Here is a 21,089-nt window from a genome sequence, read left to right on the forward strand (position 1 = left end):
ACTTTTAACATCATCAGTTAGGTGGGCAAAGTTTAACCTAATTCATGGTTATCATCTGTCAGGTTATTTTGTCCGTAGTCAGTGGTACTAACTGGGAAAAGGGGCAGGGGGCAGGGGGCAGGGAGCAGGGGGCAGGGGGCAGGGAGAATAATTTATGATTAGCGTTTTATGAGCCAGGGAGATGGATTGTTGATTATGGTTACTAAAATGCCTAGAACTTTGTTATAAGTTCCATATAATTCTCTACCTGTTTCAACTTCTAAATAACCACATTGCACTGCAAATTTAAGCCAAGTTTGAGTTTCTGCTGCTTCAGCTTCGCTGTCATTTAACTTAGCGACAAAAGCTGCTTCATAACGACGTTTTCTCCAAGCTTCGGCTAAATTCGCACATACAGAACGGGATGATCTACGAATCTGATCGGTTAAAGAATAACGTTCTTCAACAGGAAACTTCTTTGATAATTCAAAAATTTTCATGGCTGCATCAAATGCCATTTTATATACTTCCAAGTCTTCATGACTTTTAATTGGTTCTTTTTCCATTCCCCCTGCTCCCTACCGCGCCAGTCGCTTCAAGTCGGGAAACCCGCCCAACGCGCTGGCTCCCCTGCGGTCTTAATGATGATCTCACAAAACAGCATTTTTCTACTTTTCCCTTAAAGCATTCCAATTACCAGAAGGAACAAACGCCGCCCAAAATCTAGGATGCTGATATTCTTCAGTTTTGAGTAAATCTAACTGTGCTGCACGCAAAGCTTCATGTCTTCCTTTACCTGCTTGCAAATTCTGGTAATACTTCATCATCAAATCTTTTGTTGCAGCATCATCCACCAGCCACAGACTTAACACTTGAGTTTGCGAACCAGCAATTACCAAAGCTCGACGCAAACCATACACACCATCGCCAACTTTGACATCTCCTCTACCAGTTTCACAAGCTGACAGCACCACTAATTGATTAGAACGCAAATCTAAACCAGCAACTTCCAGCGCTGTCAAAATGCCATCATCTGTGGTTGTCACCTGATTACGTTTGTTTGCACCAGCTAAGGCTAAACCAGAACGCAACAAGGGGTTTTCTACTTCTAAAATCTTTTGTGGATTTGGTTTTTCTGGCAAATCTAATGATGTGTTGATATCTTGGGCAATATCCGCGATGAAAAAACCATGAGTTGCCAAGTGGAGAATCACAGGACTATGTAATTGTTTAACTGCCGTTTCTGTGGCATTTTTGCCTAACAACAATTTGGCATTTGGCAAAACTTTTTTAATGGCGATCGCTTCATATTTAGTAGCAGCTAAGGGCAAAAATTCTAAAGTTGCCAAATTACTAGAGCGTTGATTTGGCAAGCTTTGTACACCAGGTTTTTTATTAGAGGTTACAGTTTGATTTTGATAGTCGTAGTCAATATCTGCCAGGACAACTGGAGCCGTAGCATTACTAAAATTTGACTGGAAACGTAATAAATCTCGCCCAGTTGTCAGGTAAGAAAATGAATAACGCTGAATTAAAAATTGGTCTTGCTCATCTTTGAGAGCTTCAAAGGGAATTAATGTTAATTGTCCATCAGGAGAAATTAAAATATGCCGCGCATTACCCAACAAAGGACGAATGGGTGCGATTAATTTTTCATTTAAAGTGCGAGCCAGTTTGTTAAATGTTCTACCAATGGCTAACGCTGTGCGGAAATCTATCGCTAATTTATCAATTTCTGCGGCTTCACCTAAATCAACCCATGTTGGTTGACCTTGAGAACGCAATACCGCCACCGCATAACGGGGTTTACCAAATTTTTCAGCTTCCGTTGTGGCTTTGACGTTGAATGGTTTATACTGCACAATCTCTACCAAAGCTGCATCTTGAGGAATTTTTGCTTGAACAGCTAATAAATCGACTGGTTGAATTTGCTGACGAAATTCGGCACTTTGAATACTAATTTTTGCTTCCAGTTTTTCTTTTTCTACTTCCAATTTTCCTATCTCCTCTGTCGGGTTAGCAGTTTGTTGTGCTGACCGAGAAAAAACTAAAGCTGATAATTGCTGTTGTATTTGCAACCATTGAGTGAATAAGTTTTGAGTTTCGGGATTTTTATCTAATTTGCTCCGTAATATTTGGATACTGTCAGCTACAGCATCTAACACTAGCCCTTTGCGACGAAGTACAGTAGTTAGAGCTAAAGATGCGGCTGCTGGATTATTCCGTGCTTCTTGCAGAGCTAGAGAAACGGTAGCGTCAGTTGTCCCTGAAAAAGTCTTAATGTAGTCCTGCTTATTTTTTTCCGAGCCGACAGCAAAAATTAAATCAAGATTTTTTGCTTGAATGTCTAACCCACGACGCTGAAAATCAACAGCATGAACAATATCTCCCTTGGCTTGATATAGAGAAGCTAAATTAGTCAAGTTAATGGCCACATCAGGATGTTGTTTTCCTAATACTTTTTCAAAAATGGCTAAAGCGCGGAGATGCAGAATTTCCGCTTGTTCATATTTCCCTTGTGAACTATATAGTGCAGCCAAATTATCTAATTTATTAGCAACATCAGGATGTGATTTACCTAATATGTTTTCACTAATAGCTAAAGCACGGAGATACAAAGGTTCTGCTTTGGTAAATTTTCCTTGGGCATTATACAGTGCAGCCAAATTATTTAAAGTAATTGCAATATCGGGATGTGATTTACCATAAACCTTTTCATAAATGCCTAAAGCACGTAGATGCAGTGATTCTCCTTGTTCATATTTTCCCTGGGAATCATAAAATAATCCCAAATTATCTAAGATAGTTGCAAAATCAGGATGTGATTTACCCAGCAACTTTTCATAGATAGCCAGTGAGCGGAGATATAATGATTCTGCTTGTTTAAATCTGCCTTGTAGACGATACAATCCAGCTAAATTATTTAAGCTAATAGCAACATCAGGATGTTCTTTACCATACAGCTTTTCATAGATAGACAAAGCACGCAGATGCAACGGTTCTGCTTGTTCATATTTGCCCTGTTTTCTATACAGTAAAGCTAAATTATCTAAGCTAGTAGCAATCTCACGATGTGATTTACCCAATAATTTTTCTTTGATAGCTAGTGAACGGAGATACAGAGGTTCTGCTTGTTGATATTCTCCTTGTGCTTGATATAGTGCAGCCAAATTATTTAAATTAGTGGCAACAATTAGATTTTCTTGACCAAGCACTTTTTCTCTAATAGCTAATACACGTTTAGCTAAGGGGATAGCAGTACTGTATTTTCCTTCCTGGTATAACTTAATAACTTGTTGATTTAGTTCTTCAGCATCCTTTAATGCTGCTTGTTGCTCTGCGGAATATGTGGGGGTTTGCTGTTGCGCTATCCCTTTGACTGGAATACTTAACAGTAATCCTGGTGTTATTCCCGCCACCATTATCCAAGGTGCAAGACACACACCCGCAGCATTAATCGCACTGAATAACTTTTTCACAATTAACTCACAAGCATTTTGGTTCAGTTATGACATCAATCATTGTCGCCCTAAGAACCTTTTGCCAAGCTTTTGTTAAAAAACCAAAAACTCTCTCCTTACTCTCCGCGCCTCTGCGCGGCAGTCGCTACAAGTCGGGAAACCCGCCCAACGCGCTGCCTTGCCTCTGCGTGAGAAAACTCCACAAAATTTCTTGACACTTTAACCTCAAAGGTTCACTTTTCAGCCTCAGAACCTCAACGTTCAACCTCAAAGGCTCATCTTTCAGCCTCAGAACCTCAACGTTCAACCTCAAAGGCTCATCTTTCAGCCTCAGAACCTCAACCTTCAACCTCAAAGGCTCAACATTCAACCTCAAAGGCTCAATATTCAACCTCAAAGGCTCAACTTTTACCCTCAGAACCTCAACGTTCAACCTCAAAGGCTCACCTTTCAGCCTCAGAACCTCAACCTTCAACCTCAAAGGCTCACCTTTCAGCCTTTTAACCTCAAAGTTTGAGTAAAAAGACCGAAGTATCTAGAGAAAGATGGTACGTTACGGCTAATTTTCACTCTTTTAAGTTCCAAAATCTTTGTATAGCCGTAACACACCCTACTTAATATTTACTTTATAAATAACCTCTCACACTTCAGACTTCAAAAAGATTTTCCCAGCCAGGAATAGCTTCGCGTTGAGCAATTAGTAATTCTTGAATGCCTTTTTCGGCAAAATCTAGCAGTTGATTCAATTGAGTACGGCTAAAACTACCTTCTTCTGCTGTTCCTTGAACTTCAATAATTCCCAAATGATGATCCATCACGACGTTGAAATCTACTGTAGCTGCTACGTCTTCTGGGTAGTTTAAATCTAAATATGGCTCACCTTGTAATAAACCTACAGAAATTGCCGCCACTTGTCCAGATAAAGGCGATCGCTCTAACGCCCCACGCTGTAATAATTGCGAAATTGCCTGTGCTAAGGCGACAAAACCACCTGTAATGGCGGTGGTTCTCGTTCCTGCATCTGCTTGCAACACATCAGCATCCACAGTAATAGTCCGTTCTCCTAACGCCTCAAAATTTATTGTTGCCCTTAAGCTGCGTCCGATTAAACGTTGAATTTCTTGAGTCCTACCAGATAATTTCAATAATTCTCGTTCTTGGCGCTGCTGGGTAGCTGCGGGTAACATCCGGTACTCAGCCGTTAACCATCCTTTACCACTTCCAGCTAAAAATCTTGGCACTCCCTCGGTCACAGTAACATTACAAAGTACTTGAGTATCACCGCATCTAGCCAGCACCGAACCAGGCGCAAAACGAGTAAAACCAGACTGAAAGCTCACAGGACGAAGCTCGTAAGGTTGTCTGCCATCGGGACGCTGCCATGCCATTAGATTTGCCTCACAATTTTCATCTAGAATACTGCGTGAAGTATGAAGTGTGAAATTTTGTTTTTTAGCCTTTTGATTCAGCACTCGTCAGCAGAGTGAGGATAGTTTGCTCTACCATATCAGGTAGTTGATCACCGTTGATTGTTAACAGGCGGCGGCGACGGTCGTAATATTCTAGGATGGGGATAGTGCGATCGTAAAATATTTCCACTCGACGTTGAACAATTTCTGGTTGGTCATCTGGTAGAGAACGGCCTAGAGAACGGCTGACCATGATGGCTTGCGGTACTTGTAAATAAATTGCCCAATCTAACTTCTGTTCTAAAGTCTCCAATAAAAAATCTAGTTCTTCCGATTGAAACGCCGTGCGGGGATAACCTTCTAAAATCCAACCACCAACAACATCAAGTTTTTTCAGTCGCAGCCGCATTAATTCAATCATCATTTCATCGGGGACTAGCTCACCTCTAGCTACATAGGGTTGTGCATGGCGACCGAGTTCGCTATAGTTAGCGATCGCTTCTCGTAAAATTTCACCCGTAGAAATCTGAGGTATATCGAAGTGTCTACCCAGCCTTTGCGCTTGAGTGCTTTTACCTGATCCTGAACCTCCCAGAATCACTAATCTCACTTAATTTCACTCCTCATCTGGTAAAATTCATAACATTCTACTTTGTTTTGCCCAAACCAATAGTCTAGATCACACTCGGCTATTTTCATTTATTGCTCCTAAATTTTGCGATCGTGTTGCGACTAGTTTCATCCAAAAAATGAAAATGTCAATATCTCATCCCAATTTTGGATTTTGGATGATTTTTTCGTTCTAACCTTGTCCCTTTGGCCTTCTTTTCCCTACACCCTTTATTTCCCTATTCCCCCTTCTTCCAGAACACGCTTGTCAAAATCAGGTTAATCATATAAATAGATTTGAACAACTCTCAGCAGAACTTATTTATTTTTTTGTAATTTTCTAAATTTTCCTTATGGTTGCCCAGTTAGAATTTCCCAGCAGCAATTCGTCACTTTCCTCACCAAACCCAGTAGAAGGACTAGTACAAGTTTTTACTAGCGCTCACCGTAACTTTTTTACCACTGTGATGGCTCAAGCCTTGAGAATTGCTGGTCAAGGCACATCAGTATTAGTGGTACAGTTTCTCAAAGGCGGTATTGGTCAAGGACAAGATAAACCAATTCAGTTAGGACAAAATCTCGACTGGATACGCTGTGATTTACCCCGCTGTATCGATACACCACAACTAGACGAAGCCGAAAATCAAGCTTTACAACAGTTATGGCAACATACTCAAAATGTCGTCTACGCAGGTAAATATGCCCTAGTCGTTTTAGATGAGTTAAGTTTAGCCATTAACTTTGGTTTAATTCCCGAAGCCGATGTGTTAGCTTTCTTAGCAAAACGTCCTCCCCACATCGATATCATTCTCACAGGGCCAGAAATGCCCAAATCCCTGTTAGATGTCGCCGATCAAATTACTGAAATTCGCCGCAGCCACCGACCCTAAAGGACACTGTTCACGATATTCTAGTAGTTCGGTTGGAATTACCTGTGAACTTGTGATTAAGAACGATAAGTGGATTACGGAAATGGCTCAAAAAGGCATGATTTCACCTTTTGAGCCAAGCTTAATCCGAAAAGTACAGAAAGAGACATCCGTAGATGCTCAACCCGTTATCAGCTACGGTCTTTCTTCCTATGGCTACGATATCCGCCTCTCCCCCGCTGAGTTTCGGATTTTTCGCCACATACCAGGAACTGTGGTTGACCCCAAAAACTTTAATCCTCACAATTTAGAGTCAACACCACTACATACAGATGTGAATGGCAGTTACTTTATTTTGCCTGCTCATTCTTATGGATTAGGTGTTGCTTTAGAAAGGCTAGAGGTTCCCGATAATATTACAGTAGTTTGTATAGGTAAAAGTACGTATGCACGTTGTGGCATAATTGCAAACTTAACTCCTGCGGAAGCGGCGTGGCGCGGGCATTTAACTCTAGAATTTTCCAATTCTTCTAGTGCAGACTGTCGTATATATGCCAATGAGGGTGTAGTGCAGTTACTCTTTTTAGAAGGAGAACCCTGTGCAATTAGTTACGAAGCAAGACAGGGTAAATATCAAGATCAGTTAGAGATTGTCACTATAGCTCGCGTCTAGCTCCAATTCAAAACCACAGGTTATGGTTAATTTTACCTGTGGTTTTGATGTTTATTGTGTGCATAGACACACAGCGGCTTGTCGTTATACATCGCATCATTAATATTGAATCTGTTGCCTGATCATCGCAGCTTAGGTTTGTGAGCAAAATCCAGTAACCGCATTTGAATAAGCAGGTAATAGAATACTATAAACATGGCTGCGGAAAAGATTTGTCCTCCCCAACCATGATGCCAAAACTCAAATGATCTTGCATCCCAATAAGCAACTACAATTGCCAGTAATGCAATCCGAGCAGTGTTGAAACTGAAAGCTACAACACATCCCAAAAAGCTGATTGTTAATGTTTGAAAGACTTTTAGTCTGTAAGTCATACCTATTAACAGACTAGTCATCAGCATCAAGACCATCAAATCAAATCCGTTACAACCCCATCCTATATCTACGCCACCCGTGGGTAATTTTACTAATGTTCCATCTAAAATACTGGGATAACCTATGGCATGAAGTGCTAAATTAACACTCCAAGCTTGAATGTGATCCATTGTTCTTTCTGGAGTCAAGGCTTGCCATATATATGATGCTATAGAGTAAATCCCCGGATATATACTTGTAACCATCAAAAAAATTGACCGTTGATAGCTTTTAAAGAATTGTATTCCCCAAGAGCTAAGGGCAATACCTGCTAAAATTCCTAACCAAATTAATGCTTGAGACCAGCCTTTATTCAGAGTAAAAGGGAAAATGCCAAATCCAAATAAAATCAAACTATGGCCTATTCTTCGCTCTATTGCTACCGGATTTAACTTAGCAATTTGAGGTTTCTGTTCCCATAACTCCTGTAATGCTAAATAAGCCGCAGTAACTGTCAATAATGGAAATGTACTACCACCAATCAGGAAATTTATTAGTGTCTTTAACCAAAAAAATAAGTAATAATATAAACCTACAAATAAACCACACAAAACTATTAGACTATGTTTTTTTACTAAATAGGTTAATAATATTTTCTTGATTTTATAAGCATATTTTTTATAGATATTCAAAGGAATTAAAGCCTCCTCTTGATTAACTATTAATTAGGCAAAGTAAAATCCGGTTTTAGCCTAATGCACAGTAATCTGTAGTAGTGCGTTAGTCGTAGGATTTATATTTTTTATGACAAATCAGATCGAAAGTATGCGCCTAACACACCCTACAAAAATGTTATTTTTACTTTATGAATAGACTCTTCCTTGAAAGTTTAGGCAGAATATAAATTTGCTTAAGTGAGAAAGTCATCTTTTTCTCACTGTTTATCTTTGAGAAGGAATAAGTAATTTATTTCATCTCGATTTGCTTTGAAGCTTGACGATTTTTGCGTACCAAGCCTATACCTAAAGCAGCTAATCCTGGTATTAAAACAGGAACAGGGACTTGTTTTTGGTTATAACCTTGCTTTGTATCTATTGGTTTTGAGTTATTTGGTTTACCTATATTTGTTAACTTGGGATTGCTTGGGTTATTTGCATAGGTATTGCTATTACCTGAATTTTGGCTACGGGAACTATTTGAACTTCTAGCCCATGTTGGCCAGGGTATAAACCCTAAAATCCATTGCATTTCCAAAGTTCCTGACCGTCTTGAATTTATCTGTTCGGTTTGAGTTGGTTTGTTTTGAGCTAGTGTATGAGATTGAGGAACAAATACCATACCTGTAGCTATAGAAGTAGTGACCGCTATGCTTGCACATACGGTTTTAAATTTCATAAATTATTTTTCTCCTCAAAAATGTTTACTGAATAAGTATTTGGATTTCTTTAGTCAGAATTTTTACAAAAATATTAATTACTATTCATCTATCTATTGGTACATAACTGCAAATCTATGAATAATTCGGTAGTTATACAGCAGATTGTATGTTTATTGCCTGATTTTTACGTGTTACTAATTGTCAACTACTATTTCTTTCTTTAATGCTATTTTTTGCTACTTAATTTATTTGTAGCCTTTTATAAAATTTATACTGAATACTAGACTGTGTTTTCTAATTCTATGTAATCACCACCTCCTAAGAAGAGAAAATCTAGAGTCAAAACTTATAAAATATGACGTGAATTTTCAAACATTGTTGCCAAAGGTTGCGCCTGTATCCAAAAAAATAATTTTAGTCAGTAATTATATTAATTCTTTGCAAAATTACTGACTATAAACAAGAAAATAAGATTATGCCTACTAACTGCGATCGCACATCATGACTCTACGAAACCAAAACATCTTGTAATTTCGCCACCATCTCGGCTCGTGCTGATACTTCTAGCTTGCGAAACATCCGCTTTAAAGCCTGTTTCACAGAGTTTTGCGTAATCCAAAGTTTTTCACCAATTTCTGCGTTAGTTAAACCTTGCGCCACCAATTCCGCAATTTCTAACTCCCGTGGTGTCAAGCGGCTAACTAACGGTGAAGTTGTGGGTTTTGCCCTTAAAGTTGCAATTTTGGCTGACAAATGCAAGCATACAGCACTCAAGTCAGCTAAATCGTTGCCATCAAAAGCAGGCTGGCCGCGATCGCGTGCTAAGTGTAATGTACCAATCAACTGACCATCGCAAACAATTGGCCCAGTCATCACATGTTCGTGGTCAGAACGAGAACAAAAATGTTTCCAGTCTCCTGGTGATAATAATAATTGCTCATGGGCGGGAGCGTGACGCTCAACTACATAGCGTCCAACAGGATTACCCTCTAAACATACAGAGGGAATAGCGGGAATATTAATTTCTGTTGCTACTTGGTCATCTAAAAGATAGATACCCCAATGCTGTACGCCAAAATGCTCGCTAATGTTATCCTTCAGGGCTAGATGTAGCTCTTGCTCATTACGGACAGTAGCGATCGCACCAAATACAGCATGAAGAGAATTAGCCATAAGTGTACCCAAAGTGTACCCCATTGGGGACTATGCTCTACTCAACAATTACTTCTATGCTAATACCAGCAACAATAAAACGCTATTATCACTGGATACGCTAGGAGAAGCACATGACAGTTACCAAACTCTCTGCTCAGGAACTTTTCCGGGCTGCTTATGAAAACCGTTACACATGGGATAACAATTTCCCAGGTTATACCGCAGATGTTACCTATAAGTATGACGATAAAGTTACTACAGGTAAAGTAATCATCAATGCTGATCTCAAGGCGGAAGTTCTGGGAGTTGAAGACGAAGCCGTAAAAAAAGCCATCCACGGTCAAGCTTGGGAAATTGCTATTCACCGCATCCGTCGCAGCTTTGAAGATACCCACAGCGAAAATACCTTTAGCTATGGTGACACCGACTTAACTGATGCAGTGGAAATTTTAGTTGGTGGTAAAGGTTCTGGCGATAAATATAAAGTCCGCAATAACGAAGTTTGTCTGGTTCACCGTCAAATTCATGGCATTTTCGTGACTATCAACACCTTCAGCAGCCACCAAACTGGCGAAGGTTACTTGTCTCATACCTATGATTCTGTTTACCACGATCCCAAGACTGGCGAACAAAAGGGTGGTAGAAGCGAATTCACCGATGAATATGAAAAAGTAGGCAAATACTTCATTCTCAACCGCCGGGAAATTCGCACCGAAACCAACGGACATCTAAATATTCAAGAATTTATTTTCTCGAATATTCAGTTGTTGGAATCTGCTGCTTAAAAAAGTTTCTGTCCCCTCCCACCTGGAGAAGTTGATTAAAACTAAAAGCGATCGCACTGGTGATGTTAGGGCGATCGCTTTTAATATTTGGGTAGAGTGATGCAGTGAATTACTTGCAGGATTCACCATTTTCGCGCTCTTGTTATGTCTTAGCACTAATGCGCGTCACAAAGAACTATCTTCCACAGCACAGGATAAAATCATGAGATACCCCAAGGAGGGTAGATGCAATCATGTCATTTGTCCCGTGCATTCAATAACTATTAGGCAGTAATAATTGCTGAAGTCACTTGTCCTGGGATGACTGGATTTTTCAATGGGGTGCGCTGCTGCTGAGATTGGCGCATTTGATCAGAATTTAGCTGCTTTCTTATCTCACTGGCTCAAAGCAGTTTTGCCAACGGGAAGCATTCTATCTACCTCAATTTACTCTCAGGAGATATTGTTCTCGTTAGATGTAAGCAAGCTTTCAGCTATCAGCGGCCAGTGAAACAGTCAAAAGCTGACGGCTGAATGCTGAAAGCCTTTTAAGCCATTTGATTTTCAATCGCCCACCGCGCTAATTCAGTGCGGTTGTGGAGATTGGTTTTGCCCAACATATTGGACACATGGCTTTCAACGGTACGCTGACTAACATTTAATTCTTCAGCAATTTCTCTGTTCGCTAAACCCCTAGCTACAAACTGGACTACTTTCAGTTCGGTGGGAGTTAACTGCACATCAAAGGGAACCTGAATACGGGAACCGTTTTCTCCGCCTTTGGCTTGGTGTTCCTTCCAACGGATAGTTTGTTTCAGCGAAGATTCTACTTGTGCAACGAGTTCTTCTGGTTCAAAGGGCTTGACCATATAGACATCAGCACCTTTATTTAAACCTTTCACTCGGTCTGCACTTTGTCCTTTGGCTGACAAAAACAGAACGGGAATCCAACTAGTGCGTTCATTTTGCCGGACTTGTTCTACAAAAGTGTAACCGTCCATTTCCGGCATCATTACGTCACAGATGATCATATCTGGAACGTCATGCTCTAGAATTTCCAGAGCTTCACGTCCATTTTCCGCAGTGACGACTTCATATCCTCTAAATTCCAAGTAATCCTTCACCAGCAAGATGAGGTTAGGGTCGTCATCAATTAGTAGAAGGCGTTTGTGATCTTTCATGCTGGGCTCTTTCATAGCAGTGGCACTTGTCGCGCTTCGGTCCATCAAGGTCTTGAATGGTTATCCTTAATATGGTGGATTTATCGAGATGTTGTCTTTTTTCCCACTTAACTTGCCTTTGCTTCCTCGAAGTCTCAAAAGCGGTTCTCACCTTATTTAAGACCACTAGCTCATCGGCAAAAGTCCGGTAAGGATACGTAGAGCAGTAGTAATTATAATGCGCTATTATATATCGCTTTGAAAGTGGTGGGTGAAAAAACACTGATTAAATAATAATCGTCTGCCATTCACTAGTAAGTATTGGCTTCAGATGACCCTAGCTTTATAACAACTCGCACTTTCATCAGCGTACTGCTTTACTATATCCTGCGGATGTGAAGCCTTATCAGATGTTAACAAGCAAGTAGGGGAATTTCCGGCAAAGATGGGTTAAAAATGCAAATTCTTCTACCACCATGATGCCGATCAAGTATGTTTGGATGATCCTCTCAATAACTTGCAAATTTGCTTGGCGATACCAGACACCACCATCCGAGCAGACAACCATTATCTGTCTAGAACAACAAAGTGGCAAGCAATTGTCTTGAATTGTCAAGATACAGAAGGGTAAACTTTCATAGCTTTTAATCAAGTTTTAGTTCTTGAAGTAGCTAATGGAGGCCTTCCCAGAACTACCCACTAACTTGCTGTTAACCGTAGTTAGCAACAATGTGGTCAGCATACATAAAAATATGTCGCTGATTTTTGGCAATTCCTAAAATTTTTACACAATTACTTAAGGTTTTCTTGTTGTCTACATGTTTAATGGCTGTGTCGATGTGATGGTTTTTTGAATCTTGGTATTGTTACTCATGATTCAGATCCCTGTTTACTGTTCTATAACAATTTCCAAGCTTTGCAAATAAAGTTGACCATATAAAAATATTCGTAACTTACTGATGAAAATCAGAAAATTAAACTTAATTAGGTACTTATACTTAAGTGAACTTCCGATTACTGAAGGTGGGGAGTGGGGAAATGAGCAGAGGGGCAGGGGTGCAGAGGTGCAGAGGAGATGGGGAGTAGTGTGCAGTGAAGCAAAGAGAAATTTTTATCCCCTCCGCTCCCTTGCTCCCCTGCCTTCTTCCAACAGTTCGGGAACCCGTACATCAGAAAATGTTGCCATTGCAGGCTTTACTTCGGTAAATTAGCACTCAGGAGTTGAGAGTGCTAACTCTGGAGAAAAAATTTTATGGCAGCTGTATCTTTAAGCGTATCTACAGTTAAACCTTTGGGCGATCGCGTTTTCGTAAAAGTAAGCGCATCGGAAGAAAAGACCGCTGGTGGTCTATATTTGCCTGACACCGCCAAAGAAAAGCCCCAAGTAGGGGAAGTTGTTGCTCTTGGCCCTGGCAAGCGTAACGATGACGGTAGTCGTCAAGAGTTGGAAGTCAAAGTTGGCGATAAAGTGCTGTACTCCAAGTACGCTGGCACAGACGTGAAACTCGGCACCGATGAATACGTACTGCTTTCTGAAAAAGACATTCTAGCAGTAGTTAGTTAGTCAAAAAGTCAATGGTCAACAGTCAATCGTCCCTAGACAAATGACAAATGACAAATGACAAGTGACACACATCAAATGACACAGGAAGATTAACAACTATGGCAAAGCGCATTATTTACAACGAAAACGCACGTCGCGCTCTAGAGCGAGGCATGGACATTTTAGCTGAGGCTGTAGCTGTAACCCTCGGCCCCAAAGGTCGCAACGTAGTTCTAGAGAAGAAATTCGGCGCACCCCAAATCGTGAATGACGGTGTGACCATCGCTAAAGAAATTGAATTAGAAGACCACGTTGAAAACACTGGCGTTTCTTTGATTCGTCAAGCTGCTTCTAAAACCAATGACGCTGCGGGTGACGGTACCACAACTGCTACCGTATTGGCTCATGCAATTGTGAAAGAAGGCTTACGGAACGTAGCCGCTGGCGCTAACGCCATCCTGTTGAAGCGCGGTATTGATAAAGCCACCATCTTTTTGGTAGAAAAAATTGCCGAACACGCTCGTCCTGTAGAAGATTCCAAAGCTATTGCTCAAGTTGGTTCTATCTCTGCCGGTAACGACGATGAAGTCGGTCAGATGATTGCTCAAGCAATGGACAAGGTGGGTAAAGAAGGCGTAATTTCCCTAGAAGAAGGGAAATCCATGACCACCGAATTGGAAATCACCGAAGGGATGCGCTTTGACAAAGGCTACATCTCTCCTTACTTCGCCACCGATCCTGAACGGATGGAAGCAGTATTCGATGATCCTTATCTACTGCTGACCGATAAGAAAATCGCTTTAGTACAAGATTTAGTACCCGTTCTTGAGCAAGTTGCCCGTCAAGGCAAACCCTTAGTCATTATTGCTGAAGATATTGAAAAAGAAGCTTTAGCAACCTTGGTTGTTAACCGCTTGCGTGGTGTGCTGAATGTAGCTGCTGTGAAAGCGCCTGGATTTGGCGATCGCCGCAAAGCTATGCTAGAAGATATTGCTATCCTCACTGGTGGTCAACTCGTCACTGAAGATGCTGGTCTAAAGCTAGAAAACACCAAGCTTGATGGTTTAGGTAAAGCTCGCCGCATCACCATCACCAAAGACAACACCACAATTGTTGCTGAAGGTAACGAAGCTGGCGTTAAAGCTCGCATCGAACAAATTCGTCGTCAAATGGACGAAACTGAATCTTCCTACGACAAAGAAAAACTGCAAGAGCGTCTGGCTAAATTGGCTGGCGGTGTAGCTGTAGTGAAAGTTGGTGCAGCCACCGAAACCGAAATGAAAGACAAGAAACTGCGCCTCGAAGACGCTATCAACGCTACTAAAGCTGCGGTAGAAGAAGGTATCGTTCCTGGTGGTGGTACCACTCTGGCTCACCTCGCTCCTCAATTGGAAGAGTGGGCTAAAGCTAATCTCAAAGATGAAGAGTTGACTGGTGCTTTAATTGTCTCTCGTGCATTACCAGCACCTCTGAAGAGAATTGCTGAAAACGCAGGTCAAAATGGCGCTGTCATTGCTGAACGCGTTAAAGAGCAAGAATTCAACGTTGGTTTCAACGCTGCTACCAACGAATTCGTTGATATGTTGGCTGCTGGTATCGTTGACCCCGCGAAAGTAACTCGTTCTGCACTGCAAAATGCTGCTTCTATCGCGGGTATGGTGTTGACAACCGAATGTATCGTTGTTGACAAACCAGAACCCAAGGATGCTGCTCCTGCTGCTGGCGCTGGTATGGGCGGCGGTGACTTCGATTACTAATACTATGTAGTCAAGTAAATTAAAAAACAGCTACTTCCTTGTGGATGTAGCTGTTTTTTTGTCAATTTCTATATTTTCCAAAAAATTTTAACTGCTAACATAGAATTTAAATTGTTTTATTTTGAGGAACTTTAAAGATGACTCTGATTAATTATCAATCTAATTTTCAAAAGTTACCTGAAATTGTCATAACATTAATTGATAATAATCCTATTTATCAAGAAAACTTAAATAAACAGGAAATGATTGAATTAATTAGTCGTACTTTTGACCCAAGCTCTGTTCCAGATATCAATAATATTTCTGAAGAACAATTAACAAAACGAGTTAAAAGTATTTTATCCTTACATTTAGTTTCAGGAATGCTCAATGATTTTACTCCAGAGCAAATGCAACTTTTTGATGAAGCTGTAAAGCGAGGTTAGATGGGTTATTTATTAGATACTAATATTGTTTCAGCATCACTAAAACAAAACATTCAAATAGGATTTAAAATTACCGAAATAAGGAGGCAAGGTGAATTTCTTGGTATTAGTGGTATAAAATATTATGAAATTCAACGAGGATTGTTAAGCAGCAATGCCACTAAAAAACTAGCTTTATTTCAACAATTTTGCCAAGATTATCCAATTTTATTTTTAGATAATATTAGAATTTTTCAAAAAGCCGCAGAAATTCATGCTGATTTAAAAGGCAGAGGTACAATCATTCAGGATGCAGATATTTTGATAGCTGCTACCGCTATAGTTCATAATTTAATTTTAGTTTCTCACGATTCTGATTTAACCAGAGTTAAAGATTTACAGTTGGAAGATTGGTTAATTTCTTAAGTTATTTAGTTGAATAGTTTTGAGTTTTAGATATTAATAAATTTAATTAGACGGGCTAAATAAAAACAGCCGCTTCCTTTGTAGGGGGGCTGTTTTTTTATTTTACATCACAGGTGCAGAGTCATCTATAAAATACGTATTTATGCGTTTGACATACTTTTTCAAGGTGTTAGAATTGACCAAATTTAGTTAAATTATACTTAAACAATCTATGCGATTTGATATTATTGCTGCTGTTGTTGGTTTCGTTCTGCAAACTGGTGACAAAATTATTTCTGCTTTTCTTGATAAACAATTCGGCAAAGATAATCAACATAATTTACCAACAAAAATTGAAAATGCTAGAAAAGATACGCGAGTGCGTCAGGCAGAAATAGACTATTATAATCGCCGAGAAGCTAGAGAGAAAGAATTACTGCAAATTCAAGATTTACGCTTAAAAACAGATATACAAATTGCCGCAGTTCAGGTGGAAAGAGAAGAAAGGGCTTTGCAATTAAATCAGGAGGAATTAGAAGATAGACGTAAATTAAGTGCTTTATATTTAGATTTAATTCGAGAAAAGACAGCTAAAGACATTGAAATCAAAAAACAAGAGATTCAAGCAATTTTTGATCAACAAAAGTGGCCGGGTATTTTAAGTCGTGATGAAGTACAGAGAATTTTTATTGAGGAACAACAGAAACCTCGCTTATTGATGTTAGTTCCACCTCCAGATATTAGCGAAGATTTTCCCGTATCATTCCGTGACAGCCTCAATAAAGAGATTCGCAATCAACTAAAGATATTTTTAGAGAAGTATTATCCGCTTCAGGGCGATTTATGCCCTGTAGAATTTTATGGTAAATATTTTGAACGTTCTGTTTTTGATGCTGAAGTTAAACAACTAGAAACAATTTTATCTGCTGTACCAACTGCAATTATCTATACTGATATTACAGACCACGAAGTTTATTTTAATATTCGGTTTTGGGGACTGCAAGAATCTGTATCTTTATCTTTTGAACCTTGGAACTGGGAAGAAGTAAAAAGGGAATTAGAAGAAGCTGGAAATGATGAAAGTCAAAGTTTTCGCGCCATCAGAAAAACTATTGTTACCTTACATAAGTTATTAGCGGCATTTTTGGCAGATTGGTATTATTTGAATATTGATCCAAATTATGAACCGCAATTATTTAATATAGAGGCTGATATTCCTACAGACTGGACAAGAAAACTTCATTCACAGCTAAGTTCAATATGTCAACATTATCGATCAATATATAATAATGATTTGCATTTAATAGCAGAGTTTGAAAATATAAAAAAACGGAATTGGCGATGTATCAATACTCTTAGTAAACATTCAAAATCTGTTTTATGTGTTGCTATCAGTCCTAATGGTAAAACATTTGCAAGTAGTAGTTGTGACCATACCATCCAAATTTGGAATTTGTATCAAGGAGAGGTAATCGGTACATTTACTGGACATTCAGATTATGTTAGAGCAATAGCCTTTAGCCCGGATGGTCAAATATTAGCTAGTGGTGGTGATGACAATAAAGTTAAGTTATGGTTTGCAAAAACAGGTACAACTTTTACTGGATATTCAAGCTTTATTTATTCAATTGCGTTTAGTCCTGATGGACAATGTATTGCAACTGGAAGTGGAGATGGGAATATCAAGATATGGAATATAGATACAGAAGAATTAATTTGTCAATTAAATAATAATGGAGGTGCTATTACATCTCTTATTTTTGATACTGATGGACGACAATTAATCAGTGCTAGTCGTGGTCATACTATTACAATTTGGGATATTAAAACTGAATTAGCAATTTATAGTTTTGAAGAACATTCTAACTGGGTAAACGCAGTTGCAATTAGTCCAAATAGTAAGATTTTGGCGAGTGTAAGTAATGACAAGACTATTAAATTATGGGATTTGCATAGCGGAGAATTAATTCACACATTTTCAGGACATAATAACCCTGTTTCTAGTGTTACTTTTAGCCCTGATGGGCAGCTTTTAGTTAGCGGTAGCCAAGATAATACTATTAAGCTTTGGCATTTAAGTACAAAAGAGTTAATAAATACCCTTTCAGGTCATTCAGGAACTGTTAATTCAGTAGCTTTTAGTATTGACGGTAAAAATATAATAAGCGGTAGTACTGACAATACAATTAAAATTTGGGGGTATGAGTAAGTAATATCAGGAGACAAATTGAGTTACGATAACGCTTGTAAATACTTAGTAGAACAGTAATATCGGCGAAGCTAGATTTGAGGTGATTAATGTTCCTGATGGTTCTCAGGTAATAACTAAGTATCACCCAGATAATCGAATTTTAGAAACTCGAATTCTAGGCAATGAAGGTAATATAAAAGAATCAACTCGTTATTTTCTAGGCAAAATTGTTGAACATAAAACTTCAAGTTATGAGGTTGCGGGTTTTTATAGTTATCGTTGTGATGAATATTGGTTGAATGATTATGTAAAAGATGAAAAGTTTGAAGTTGAGTATCAATATAAATGTGTGATGACTAAAATAGAGCGAAGATATATTAATGGAATGTTAAAACAGGAAATTATTCATCCAGATAAACCGCGCGATCGCACTCTTCTTATCTTTACTTTAATCTTCACCTTATTGATTCTACCAATTATTAATCTTTTCGCAATTATATTTGTTAGACAAACAAATCGTGAGCGAAACTAAATATAATTCAAATTATACTCTTTATTTGATCAATCAAAGCTTAAATTCAACTTATAACCAAAAGCTCATCGAGCTTGGTTTTTAACTCTGGCGATACCATCAGAGGATTATAAATTTCTCCCTGATAAGGTTGCCAAATATAACCAGAGCTAAATTGTCGAAAAACAGGTAATGTTTCTACTTCATGTTCAATTATTTGAGATAAAACTAATCCTGGAATAGATAAATTAGGTAAGTCTTCAATTAATTCACTATATGTTCTAAATTCATCAACTTCTACACCTACTAAGGCATAACGAAATGCAGGAGCAGTGCGTAGTTTTTGATATAGTAAAATACCCAAATCTGTCATTAAATAAGCACTTTCTGGGCTATTGATTCCTACTCCACTAATATTATTTGGGTAAACACGACACCACCAATTGCTTTCTATATCTTGAAAGGTGTCTACTTGACATAGACATGAACTACCATTTGAGAGTATCAATATTTGCCCCATAAAATGTTGAGCCAATTTATGAGCAGTGCTTTCATCAGAACCACATTCTGCTGATAAACTAAATATCCATGCCATGTTTTTAGCTTCCTATTCTCATTATTTTAATCAACTCTCTGCCAATAGTTTTTGGTATTTGCTAATGCTAATTCGTACCTTTCTAAAGACATTGTAACTCTTGGTAAAATGCTAACGTGGGTTGGACTATCTTGAATAGCTTGTAAATCTCCAGTGATATGAATATCATCAATGTGCCACAGTGAATCTTTTCCAGTTCCACCAAATTGTTGAGGTTTACGAAATGCTGGTAAAGCTTCAATAGATAAAGAAACAGACATTCCCTTTGTATCTTTGATGGCGACAGTAACAAGCTCTCCTTGAACCTCACGTTCTGACTCTGCTAACAAATAGCCTTGCTCATCAAGATAACCTATAGGCATTTGCTCAATGTTTATATCAATACCTGGTCTAATTCCTAATAATCTGGCACTTCGACCTATTTTGGGTTTGCCATTTTGCGCCACCATCCCACGATAGTAGAGTTTTACCATACACGAATAATACAAAATTTAAATATAATCAATATGCGTTTTATGGATACACCTTTCACAAAAAATCATGAGCGAAATTACTAATAAAAAAATAATCGGTGCAGATTTTCTACACCGATCGCACTACTTGTGCATGATTTAATTGTGATTGAACCAGACATTTCCCTCACGCTATGGCTGAAGCTTGGGGTTTGGCAAAAATCATGCGTCCGGCGGAGGTTTGTAAGGCGCTAGTGACTACTACCCGCAGTTCACCCCCTACATAACTACTACCTTCTTCTACAACAACCATTGTCCCGTCATCTAAATAACCAATACCTTGACTTGGTTCTTTCCCTTCTTTGAGAATTTTCAGGTCGAGGTTGTCACCGGGTAAATAAGTAGGACGGACGGCGTTGACTAAATCGTTGACGTTCAACACGGGTACTTTCTGCACGCTGGCTACTTTCGACAAGTTGTAGTCGTTGGTTAGCAATATCGCGTTGATTTCTTGGGCAAAGCGGACTAATTTTGCATCGACTGTTGCAATATCATCGTAGTCAATGGGGTTAATTAAGATGCGTTCTGGATAATCTTCTTTAATGCGGTTGAGAATCTCTAAACCGCGTCTTCCCCGCACCCGCTTTTGGTCTTTACTAGCATCAGCTACTTGCTGCAATTCCTGCAATACAAATTGTGGCACGATGATTTGCCCTTCTAAAAACCCCGTTTCTAGTAGTGCTTCAATCCGACCATCAATAATACAGCTAGTATCTAAAACTTTGGTATTGGCAGGTTTTAATGTACCTTCTGCTACCATTGTTTCCACAGGGTTAGGATTAATTAATCGCAATAATCCTCGCCCGTGAGTGTCTGCCAAATTCATGCCTGTAACGGCTAAAATAATACTACCAACAACGGCTACCAAGGGTTTAATAAAACTAAAGTCGGGTGGTATGGGTAGCAAAAATAGCGGAGCCAGCATTAAGTTTGCCAGTAATAAGCCAATGACTAATCCAATGGCACGCGTTAAGATGACTTCCAGTGGCATTTCGCGGACTTGTGCTTCTAGGCGGCGATAAGTCGTCTGGAAACTCAGTCCAACTGCACCGCCAATAATAGCGGCAAAGACGGCAACAGTAAGGCGTAAAGCTTCTAGGTTGGTCACTCGATCTAGGGTGCCATCAGGTAGCAGATCGGTGCTGTAGAAACCTATGCCTGCTGCTGCCAGAATGAATGAGAGAATAATAATGGCATCAAGCATGGTTGTGTTGTTTTCCTGCGATTGTTTTACCCGATAAAGTCAAATGCTTTTGATTTCATCGCTAAGACACAATAATGAATATTGACTTAGACTAAGGTGTGAAGCAGGGAATATCTGCAAATATTATAACTAAAGACCTTTATTTTAATATTTTGC

The 21,089-nt window shown here is 39.2% G+C and carries 22 protein-coding genes; 9 read left to right on the forward strand and 13 right to left on the reverse strand.

Annotation, left to right across the window (positions count from 1 at the left end):
- Window positions 1-158: 158 nt before the first annotated feature.
- The 5 genes from AC504W_RS09975 to AC504W_RS09995 all read right to left on the reverse strand — a co-directional run bounded on the left by AC504W_RS09975 (window position 159) and on the right by AC504W_RS09995 (window position 5,459).
- Window positions 159-545, reverse strand: coding sequence for a four helix bundle protein (locus tag AC504W_RS09975; protein ID WP_494877600.1), 387 nt, complete (start codon window positions 543-545; stop codon window positions 159-161).
- A 102-nt stretch (window positions 546-647) separates the two neighbouring features.
- Complete coding sequence (locus tag AC504W_RS09980; RefSeq protein WP_494877601.1) at window positions 648-3,458, reverse strand: CHAT domain-containing protein; 2,811 nt, start codon at window positions 3,456-3,458, stop codon at window positions 648-650.
- A 127-nt stretch (window positions 3,459-3,585) separates the two neighbouring features.
- Window positions 3,586-3,915 carry a hypothetical protein gene (locus tag AC504W_RS09985; RefSeq protein ID WP_494877602.1) on the reverse strand — a complete coding sequence of 110 codons (330 nt, stop codon included), beginning with the start codon at window positions 3,913-3,915 and terminating at the stop codon, window positions 3,586-3,588.
- A gap of 172 nt (window positions 3,916-4,087) precedes the next feature.
- A complete protein-coding gene (rph, locus tag AC504W_RS09990) occupies window positions 4,088-4,828 on the reverse strand; it encodes a ribonuclease PH (RefSeq protein ID WP_494877603.1) in 741 nt (246 codons plus the stop codon).
- A 64-nt stretch (window positions 4,829-4,892) separates the two neighbouring features.
- Window positions 4,893-5,459, reverse strand: coding sequence for an adenylate kinase family protein (locus AC504W_RS09995; protein ID WP_494877604.1), 567 nt, complete (start codon window positions 5,457-5,459; stop codon window positions 4,893-4,895).
- Window positions 5,460-5,811: 352 nt separating this feature from the next.
- On the opposite strand from AC504W_RS09995, the gene AC504W_RS10000 reads away from it, so the two are divergent.
- Together AC504W_RS10000 and dcd are read left to right on the forward strand one after the other, a co-directional pair.
- A complete protein-coding gene (locus AC504W_RS10000; RefSeq protein ID WP_494877605.1) occupies window positions 5,812-6,348 on the forward strand; it encodes a P-loop NTPase family protein in 537 nt (178 codons plus the stop codon).
- A gap of 82 nt (window positions 6,349-6,430) precedes the next feature.
- Window positions 6,431-7,000, forward strand: coding sequence for a dCTP deaminase (gene dcd / locus AC504W_RS10005; protein WP_222838781.1), 570 nt, complete (start codon window positions 6,431-6,433; stop codon window positions 6,998-7,000).
- A gap of 122 nt (window positions 7,001-7,122) precedes the next feature.
- Here the strand turns inward: dcd and crtC are convergent, their stop codons facing one another.
- The 3 genes from crtC to AC504W_RS10020 all read right to left on the reverse strand — a co-directional run bounded on the left by crtC (window position 7,123) and on the right by AC504W_RS10020 (window position 9,905).
- Window positions 7,123-8,046 carry a cyanoexosortase C gene (gene crtC, locus AC504W_RS10010; protein WP_494877606.1) on the reverse strand — a complete coding sequence of 308 codons (924 nt, stop codon included), beginning with the start codon at window positions 8,044-8,046 and terminating at the stop codon, window positions 7,123-7,125.
- 274 nt (window positions 8,047-8,320) lie between these two features.
- Window positions 8,321-8,749: a hypothetical protein gene (locus AC504W_RS10015; RefSeq protein ID WP_494877607.1), complete on the reverse strand. Its 429-nt coding sequence runs from the start codon at window positions 8,747-8,749 to the stop codon at window positions 8,321-8,323.
- A 490-nt stretch (window positions 8,750-9,239) separates the two neighbouring features.
- A complete protein-coding gene (locus AC504W_RS10020) occupies window positions 9,240-9,905 on the reverse strand; it encodes a LuxR C-terminal-related transcriptional regulator (RefSeq protein WP_494877608.1) in 666 nt (221 codons plus the stop codon).
- 113 nt (window positions 9,906-10,018) lie between these two features.
- On the opposite strand from AC504W_RS10020, the gene AC504W_RS10025 reads away from it, so the two are divergent.
- Window positions 10,019-10,672, forward strand: coding sequence for a DUF3386 domain-containing protein (locus tag AC504W_RS10025; RefSeq protein ID WP_494877609.1), 654 nt, complete (start codon window positions 10,019-10,021; stop codon window positions 10,670-10,672).
- 527 nt (window positions 10,673-11,199) lie between these two features.
- On the opposite strand, the gene AC504W_RS10030 is transcribed toward AC504W_RS10025, so the two are convergent.
- A complete protein-coding gene (locus AC504W_RS10030) occupies window positions 11,200-11,877 on the reverse strand; it encodes a response regulator transcription factor (RefSeq protein ID WP_015113911.1) in 678 nt (225 codons plus the stop codon).
- A gap of 340 nt (window positions 11,878-12,217) precedes the next feature.
- Window positions 12,218-12,379: a hypothetical protein gene (locus AC504W_RS10035; RefSeq protein WP_494877610.1), complete on the reverse strand. Its 162-nt coding sequence runs from the start codon at window positions 12,377-12,379 to the stop codon at window positions 12,218-12,220.
- Window positions 12,380-13,063: 684 nt separating this feature from the next.
- Here AC504W_RS10035 and groES point away from each other — a divergent pair.
- The 6 genes from groES (at window position 13,064) to AC504W_RS10065 (ending at window position 18,643) form a co-directional block, all read left to right on the forward strand.
- Complete coding sequence (groES, locus tag AC504W_RS10040; protein WP_096575611.1) at window positions 13,064-13,375, forward strand: co-chaperone GroES; 312 nt, start codon at window positions 13,064-13,066, stop codon at window positions 13,373-13,375.
- A gap of 98 nt (window positions 13,376-13,473) precedes the next feature.
- Window positions 13,474-15,111 (forward strand): chaperonin GroEL, encoded by a 1,638-nt coding sequence (gene groL / locus AC504W_RS10045; RefSeq protein WP_096575609.1) that lies wholly within the window; start codon window positions 13,474-13,476, stop codon window positions 15,109-15,111.
- Between the two features lie 137 nt (window positions 15,112-15,248).
- On the forward strand, window positions 15,249-15,536 hold the full coding sequence (locus AC504W_RS10050) for a hypothetical protein (RefSeq protein ID WP_494877611.1): 288 nt from the start codon (window positions 15,249-15,251) through the stop codon (window positions 15,534-15,536).
- On the forward strand, window positions 15,537-15,941 hold the full coding sequence (locus AC504W_RS10055) for a type II toxin-antitoxin system VapC family toxin (RefSeq protein WP_494877612.1): 405 nt from the start codon (window positions 15,537-15,539) through the stop codon (window positions 15,939-15,941).
- A gap of 211 nt (window positions 15,942-16,152) precedes the next feature.
- Window positions 16,153-18,129 carry a WD40 repeat domain-containing protein gene (locus tag AC504W_RS10060; RefSeq protein ID WP_494877613.1) on the forward strand — a complete coding sequence of 659 codons (1,977 nt, stop codon included), beginning with the start codon at window positions 16,153-16,155 and terminating at the stop codon, window positions 18,127-18,129.
- An 82-nt stretch (window positions 18,130-18,211) separates the two neighbouring features.
- Window positions 18,212-18,643 carry a hypothetical protein gene (locus AC504W_RS10065; RefSeq protein WP_494877614.1) on the forward strand — a complete coding sequence of 144 codons (432 nt, stop codon included), beginning with the start codon at window positions 18,212-18,214 and terminating at the stop codon, window positions 18,641-18,643.
- 46 nt (window positions 18,644-18,689) lie between these two features.
- On the opposite strand, the gene AC504W_RS10070 is transcribed toward AC504W_RS10065, so the two are convergent.
- The 3 genes from AC504W_RS10070 to AC504W_RS10080 form a co-directional block, all read right to left on the reverse strand.
- A complete protein-coding gene (locus tag AC504W_RS10070; RefSeq protein ID WP_494877615.1) occupies window positions 18,690-19,217 on the reverse strand; it encodes a hypothetical protein in 528 nt (175 codons plus the stop codon).
- Between the two features lie 26 nt (window positions 19,218-19,243).
- A complete protein-coding gene (locus tag AC504W_RS10075) occupies window positions 19,244-19,690 on the reverse strand; it encodes a Tse2 family ADP-ribosyltransferase toxin (protein ID WP_494877616.1) in 447 nt (148 codons plus the stop codon).
- Between the two features lie 166 nt (window positions 19,691-19,856).
- The gene (locus tag AC504W_RS10080) at window positions 19,857-20,933 is read right to left on the reverse strand and encodes a PIN/TRAM domain-containing protein (RefSeq protein WP_096575597.1); all 1,077 of its coding nucleotides are present in this window, start codon (window positions 20,931-20,933) and stop codon (window positions 19,857-19,859) included.
- Window positions 20,934-21,089: the final 156 nt, after the last annotated feature.

This window comes from Nostoc sp. C96 (assembly GCF_059384975.1).

What these genes read in the sequence shown, in the direction of transcription:
- AC504W_RS10030 (WP_015113911.1), bottom strand. Translation starts at nt 11,877, where the DNA reads ATGGACCGAAGCGCGACAAGTGCCACTGCTATGAAAGAGCCCAGCATG.
- AC504W_RS10055 (WP_494877612.1), top strand. Translation starts at nt 15,537, where the DNA reads ATGGGTTATTTATTAGATACTAATATTGTTTCAGCATCACTAAAACAA.
- AC504W_RS10080 (WP_096575597.1), bottom strand. Translation starts at nt 20,933, where the DNA reads ATGCTTGATGCCATTATTATTCTCTCATTCATTCTGGCAGCAGCAGGC.
- dcd (WP_222838781.1), top strand. Translation starts at nt 6,431, where the DNA reads ATGGCTCAAAAAGGCATGATTTCACCTTTTGAGCCAAGCTTAATCCGA.
- AC504W_RS09975 (WP_494877600.1), bottom strand. Translation starts at nt 545, where the DNA reads ATGGAAAAAGAACCAATTAAAAGTCATGAAGACTTGGAAGTATATAAA.
- AC504W_RS10050 (WP_494877611.1), top strand. Translation starts at nt 15,249, where the DNA reads ATGACTCTGATTAATTATCAATCTAATTTTCAAAAGTTACCTGAAATT.
- AC504W_RS10015 (WP_494877607.1), bottom strand. Translation starts at nt 8,749, where the DNA reads ATGAAATTTAAAACCGTATGTGCAAGCATAGCGGTCACTACTTCTATA.
- AC504W_RS10000 (WP_494877605.1), top strand. Translation starts at nt 5,812, where the DNA reads ATGGTTGCCCAGTTAGAATTTCCCAGCAGCAATTCGTCACTTTCCTCA.
- AC504W_RS10035 (WP_494877610.1), bottom strand. Translation starts at nt 12,379, where the DNA reads ATGGTTGTCTGCTCGGATGGTGGTGTCTGGTATCGCCAAGCAAATTTG.
- AC504W_RS10020 (WP_494877608.1), bottom strand. Translation starts at nt 9,905, where the DNA reads ATGGCTAATTCTCTTCATGCTGTATTTGGTGCGATCGCTACTGTCCGT.
- AC504W_RS10075 (WP_494877616.1), bottom strand. Translation starts at nt 19,690, where the DNA reads ATGGTAAAACTCTACTATCGTGGGATGGTGGCGCAAAATGGCAAACCC.
- AC504W_RS10025 (WP_494877609.1), top strand. Translation starts at nt 10,019, where the DNA reads ATGACAGTTACCAAACTCTCTGCTCAGGAACTTTTCCGGGCTGCTTAT.
- AC504W_RS10070 (WP_494877615.1), bottom strand. Translation starts at nt 19,217, where the DNA reads ATGGCATGGATATTTAGTTTATCAGCAGAATGTGGTTCTGATGAAAGC.
- rph (WP_494877603.1), bottom strand. Translation starts at nt 4,828, where the DNA reads ATGGCATGGCAGCGTCCCGATGGCAGACAACCTTACGAGCTTCGTCCT.
- groL (WP_096575609.1), top strand. Translation starts at nt 13,474, where the DNA reads ATGGCAAAGCGCATTATTTACAACGAAAACGCACGTCGCGCTCTAGAG.
- AC504W_RS10060 (WP_494877613.1), top strand. Translation starts at nt 16,153, where the DNA reads ATGCGATTTGATATTATTGCTGCTGTTGTTGGTTTCGTTCTGCAAACT.
- groES (WP_096575611.1), top strand. Translation starts at nt 13,064, where the DNA reads ATGGCAGCTGTATCTTTAAGCGTATCTACAGTTAAACCTTTGGGCGAT.